Annotated in this window: 4 protein-coding genes and 2 pseudogenes; 1 reads left to right on the top strand and 5 read right to left on the bottom strand. The window is 73.3% G+C overall.

Going from position 1 to position 4,558, the window contains the following annotated elements; translation table 11 throughout:
- Positions 1 to 128: 128 nt before the first annotated feature.
- The 3 genes and pseudogenes from IF19_RS0134135 to IF19_RS1000000138995 form a co-directional block, all read right to left on the bottom strand.
- Positions 129 to 797, bottom strand: a complete 669-nt coding sequence (locus tag IF19_RS0134135) for a response regulator (protein WP_030112176.1) — start codon at positions 795 to 797, stop codon at positions 129 to 131.
- Entirely contained in the window at positions 794 to 2,149 is a 1,356-nt protein-coding gene (locus IF19_RS0134130; RefSeq protein ID WP_418952778.1) for a sensor histidine kinase, read from the bottom strand. The genes IF19_RS0134135 and IF19_RS0134130 overlap by 4 nt, the downstream gene beginning before the upstream one ends.
- A gap of 98 nt (positions 2,150 to 2,247) precedes the next feature.
- Positions 2,248 to 2,352: pseudogene (locus tag IF19_RS1000000138995) on the bottom strand (ABC transporter ATP-binding protein); the annotation flags it as partial.
- A gap of 286 nt (positions 2,353 to 2,638) precedes the next feature.
- Here IF19_RS1000000138995 and IF19_RS0134120 point away from each other — a divergent pair.
- Positions 2,639 to 3,214: a GNAT family N-acetyltransferase gene (locus IF19_RS0134120; protein ID WP_030112173.1), complete on the top strand. Its 576-nt coding sequence runs from the start codon at positions 2,639 to 2,641 to the stop codon at positions 3,212 to 3,214.
- Positions 3,215 to 3,302: 88 nt separating this feature from the next.
- On the opposite strand, the gene IF19_RS0134115 is transcribed toward IF19_RS0134120, so the two are convergent.
- Positions 3,303 to 3,521 (bottom strand): hypothetical protein, encoded by a 219-nt coding sequence (locus IF19_RS0134115; RefSeq protein WP_030112172.1) that lies wholly within the window; start codon positions 3,519 to 3,521, stop codon positions 3,303 to 3,305.
- A gap of 2 nt (positions 3,522 to 3,523) precedes the next feature.
- Positions 3,524 to 4,558, bottom strand: a pseudogene (locus IF19_RS01000000135220) (type IV secretory system conjugative DNA transfer family protein); the annotation flags it as partial.

Genomic DNA, 4,558 nt, shown 5'->3' with positions numbered 1-4,558 from the left:
GATGGTACTGCAGGGGGGACCCTGTGGGAGAGTAGGACGCCGCCGAACAATCATTGTGGGGAAGCCCCGCACCTTATGGTGCGGGGCTTTTCTGCGTTCCGGGGTCTTTTGCGTCGCCCGCGTACCCCTCACACCGGGGTGACCAAGCGGGTGTCGTACGCCAGGATGACCGCCTGCACACGGTCTCGTGCGCCGGTCTTGGCGAGTATGCGGGTCACGTGCGTCTTGACCGTCGATTCGGCGAGGTGGAAGCGGGTCGCGATCTCCGTGTTGGACCAGCCCTGGCCGATCACCGTGAGGATCTCCCGTTCGCGTTCGGTGAGGGCGGCGATGCGCGGGTCTGCGGCGGCCGGGGAGCTGCCGGGGACGGCGGGGAGGTGGTGGACGTACGCGTCGAGCAGGCGGCGGGTCAGGCTCGGGGCGACCACCGCGTCGCCGGCGGCCACGGCGCGGATGCCGGCGAGGAGTTCCTCGGGCAGGGCGTCCTTGACCAGGAAGCCGCTCGCGCCCGCCCGCAGGCCGTCGTACGCGTACGCGTCGAGGTCGAACGTCGTCACGATCAGGACGCGGGTGGAGGCGCCCGAGGCGATGATGCGCCGGGTCGCCTCGATGCCGTCCAGACCGGGCATGCGGATGTCCATCAGCACGACGTCCGGGGCGTGACGGGCGACCAGGTGGACGGCCTCGGTGCCGTTCCCGGCTTCGCCGACGACCCTCATGTCGTCCTGGCTCTCCAGCAGCATGCGGAATCCGAAACGCTGCATGGGCTGGTCGTCGGCGAGCAGTACCGTCGTCACGCGTGCGATTCCTCCAGGGGAAGGCGGAGCCGTACCTGCCACCCGGCGGCTGCCGGCAGCGGACCCGCTTCGAGATGACCGTCGTACAGGGCGGCGCGTTCCCGCATGCCCATGATGCCCTGGCCCGCCGCCGGTGCTTCCCCCGCGTTCGCGCTTCCGCCGCTTCCGGTGCCCGTGTCGGTGATGCGGGCGTCGAGGTGTGTGCGGGAGTAGGTGAGGGTGACCGTCGCGGAGGTGGGGCGAGTGGAGTGCTTGAGGGTGTTGGTCAGGGCCTCCTGGACCACGCGGTAGACGGTGAGTTGGCGGCCCGGGGTGAGGGGGCGCGGGGTCGGTCCGTCGTGCAGTTCCAGGTGGACCGGCAGGCCCGCTCCCCGTACGCGGTCGATGAGGGCGGTCAGTTCGTTGAGCGTCGGCTGCGGTGTGCGGTCCGCGTCCGGGTGGTCGTCGCGCAGGACGCCCAGGAGGCGGCGGAGTTCGGACAGCGCCTGCCTGCTGGTCGTGCCGATGGCTTCGAGGGCCTGGCCCGCGCGCTCCGGGCTCTTGCGTGCCGCGTAGGCGCCGCCGTCCGCGAGTCCTGTGATGACCGACAGGTTGTGGCCGATGATGTCGTGCATCTCCCGGGCGATCCGCGTGCGTTCGGCGGCGGCCGCGAGTTTGGCCTGCTGGTCGCGTTCGTACTCCAGCCGCTGTGCCCGCTCGACCAGCGCCTCGGTGTACTCGCGCCGGGTGCGTACCGCGATGCCCAGCAGGACGACGAACACCAGGCCCCATACGTACGAGACCACTTCCTGGCCCCAGCCGGAGGGGATGCGGGCGCCGCCCGACAGGACCGGGACGACGAACAGCAGGGACGCCGCCCCGACCGTGCGGAGGGAGGAGCGCAGGACGAGCTGGAAGACCGGGATCAACTGGAGGAGCGACGCCTGCACCACGGCCCCCGTCCAGACGTTGACCACGGATATCGGGGCCAGGAGCACGACCACGGCCAGGGGGTGCGTGCGGCGCCACAGCAGGGGAAGCGAGAATCCGAGGCTCATCAGGAGGACCAGGTGCTCGGGCGCCGTTACGTCGTCGTGCGCGGTGGTCCGCCAGCCGCCGGAGGTGTAGTCGAGCACCGCGGCGACCACCCAGAATCCGGTCACCGCCGCGTCCCAGACCCGGGGCCGGCGGCGGTCGAGCGCGCGGAGGCGGTCCAGAACGCCCCGGATGAACCGGGTGAGGGCGGGGGCCGTCGCGTGCGTGTCCGGGGTGTGTGCCGGGGCCGGGGCGGCGGCATCCGGATGCGTGCGTACGGCGTTGCTCGGCCGGTCACCCGGCGTGGTGCCTGCCTGGTCGCTCACCTGGTCGCTCACCTGGTTGTTCTCCTCGTGGGTCAGATGTCGCGGCGCTTCAGCGTCAGTGCCGCCGCGGCCACTGTCGTGCCCGCCCACAGGGAGAGGGCGGGCAGGGCGGGGCCGGGGGAGGAGGTGACCGTGCCGGGGCGGACGGTGGAGTCGAGGTCCTGGACGGCGGTTCGGTCGCCGTACCGTTTGGTGAGGCCGTGTGCCGTGATCATGCGCTCGACGCTACGGAGCCGGCGGGGCGCGGTCGTCGGACCGGGGGTGGGACGTGGGGGCGGGCCCGTAGTACCGGGGTACGACGGTGGGGCGGCCTCGGCGGGGCTGTCCTTGTGGCGGCGGTGGCTGTCTTTCGCGGCGGACCGGGGCGAGGCGCGGTGGCTGTCTTCCTGGCGGACCGGGGCGAGGCGCGGTGGTCCTCGCGGCGCTCCGGTACGGTCCGGTGGCTGGTGGCGGCCGGTTTAGTCGGTTGAACGCCCGGCGGGCGGGGGCGAGGATCGGGCCATGGACTATGTGGTGCGTGGTGTGCGGGCCGACGAATGGCAGCGGGCCCGGCAGTTGCGGGTGGACGCCCTGCGGGACCCGGCGGCCCCGGTGGCGTTTCTGGAGTCGTACGAGGACGCGGCGGCGCGACCGGACGCCTTCTGGCAGGGACGTACGGCCGACGCCGCCGAGGACGGGGCCGGCCGGGTCCGTCAGTTCGTCGCCGAGTCGCCCGAGGGGGACTGGGTGGGGACGGTCACCGTGCTCGTCGAGAGCCCGGACGACGAGGTGCGGTTCGGGGAGGCCGTCGACGTGGACCAGGCGCACCTGGTCGGCGTGTTCGTCCGGCCCGAGGTGCGGGGGACCGGGGTGACCGACGCGCTGTTCCGGGAGGCCGTCGACTGGGCGTGGGCCCTGTCCGCGCCCAGCATGGAGCGGGTGCGCCTCTACGTGCACGAGAAGAACCCGAGGGCCGCCGCCTTCTACCGGAAGTTCGGGTTCGCCCCGTCCGGCCGTCGTATCGCGGCGCCGGGCGATCGGGGTGAGCAGGAGCTGGAGTACGTCCTCGGCAGGGAGGGGGAGGCGGGCGAGGTGTAGGGCGGGGCTGGTGGGGCCTGCCAGGTGCGTGCAGGCGGGCCTGTGAGGTGCGTGCAGGTGGGGCCGGTCGGTGTCGTCTCGCGGTTCGTTACAGCGCGATCGGCCGGTGGGCCAGGGCGCGGTCGACCACTTCTTCGGGGGTGAGGTCGTGGACCGGCGGCCAGTGGATCAGATCGCTGATGTAACCGGCCGGGCAGGCCAGACCACGGTCGAGCCGTTCCAGACAGGCGTCCAGCTCGTCCTCGGACGCGTGGTCGCCCGCGATGACGCGCCCCACCAGCGCGACCGCTTCGGTCCGGCTCATCATCGTCACGGCGTCCGGTCCCCGGCGTTCTCAGCGGGGGCGTTCAGGGCATCCGGCCAGCGGGCGCGGCCCTGTTCCGGGGAGCGGAGCAGCACCAGGGCGTGCAGGCCGCGGTCCTGGCCGGTCGCCAGGAGGTCGGGGAGCTGGGGGAAGGGCGCCACGGCCGCGACGTCGTCCAGGACGAACGTCATTGGTGGGTCGAGCCGACCGGCGGATGACCGTACGGCCATGCGGCGGCCGTGCTCGACCACGTCTGCGGCCAGCGCGGTGAGGAGGGGCATCGCGCCGGGGCGGGAGCGGGGATCCTCGATGGATTCGCCCACCAGGTAGAGCGTTCCCCCTTCGGCGGCAAAAGATTCCAACGCGAGGGAATCGGCTCGGTTCGCCGTGCACGCCTCACGGATGTGCACCGTGGACAGGGCGGCGAACGCCCGTACCGTCAGTTCCTGGGCCACGTACCGCCGTTCAGGGTAGCCGGTGAGGGCGGACTCCAGCAGCCCGGCGAGTCCGGAGGCCGCCTTGGGGTGCGTACGGAGGAGGCGTACGGGTTCGTGGGCGCCGGAGCCGGAGGCCCAGCGGAGGACCTGGCGGAAGGGGCGGCCGTCCACCGCCGCCGCGTGCAGCCAGCACTGGAGGAGCGTCTGCGCGGTGTCGGCGACCGCGGCGTCGATCCTGGCCCGGGGGCGTACCGGGGCGAGCAGGGCGGCGGCGCGGGTCGCGGCGGTGTCGGGGTGCTCGCAGCCCGCGGTGGGCGACCAGTGGAGGCGGGCGGGGGTGTCGCAGAGGTGGCCCGGGTCGTGGACGAGGACCGGTCCGAGCTTGGCGCGGGCGTCCTTCGTCCCGGCCCAGACGGCGGGGTCGGAGGTGACGACGAGGACGGGGCCCTCGGCGTCGTGGATGGCCTGCACGGCGGTGGGGCGGCGGGCGGCGGCGGGGGCGTAGACGAGGCGGGGGGGTCGGAGGTGACGACGAGGACGGGGCCCTCGGCGTCGTGGATGGCCTGCACGGCGGTGGGGCGGCGGGCGGCGGCGGGGGCGTAG

The sequence above is a fragment of the Streptomyces californicus genome, assembly GCF_000717645.1.
Taxonomy (GTDB): domain Bacteria; phylum Actinomycetota; class Actinomycetes; order Streptomycetales; family Streptomycetaceae; genus Streptomyces; species Streptomyces californicus.
This window is presented reverse-complemented; position numbering and strand designations above follow the sequence as displayed.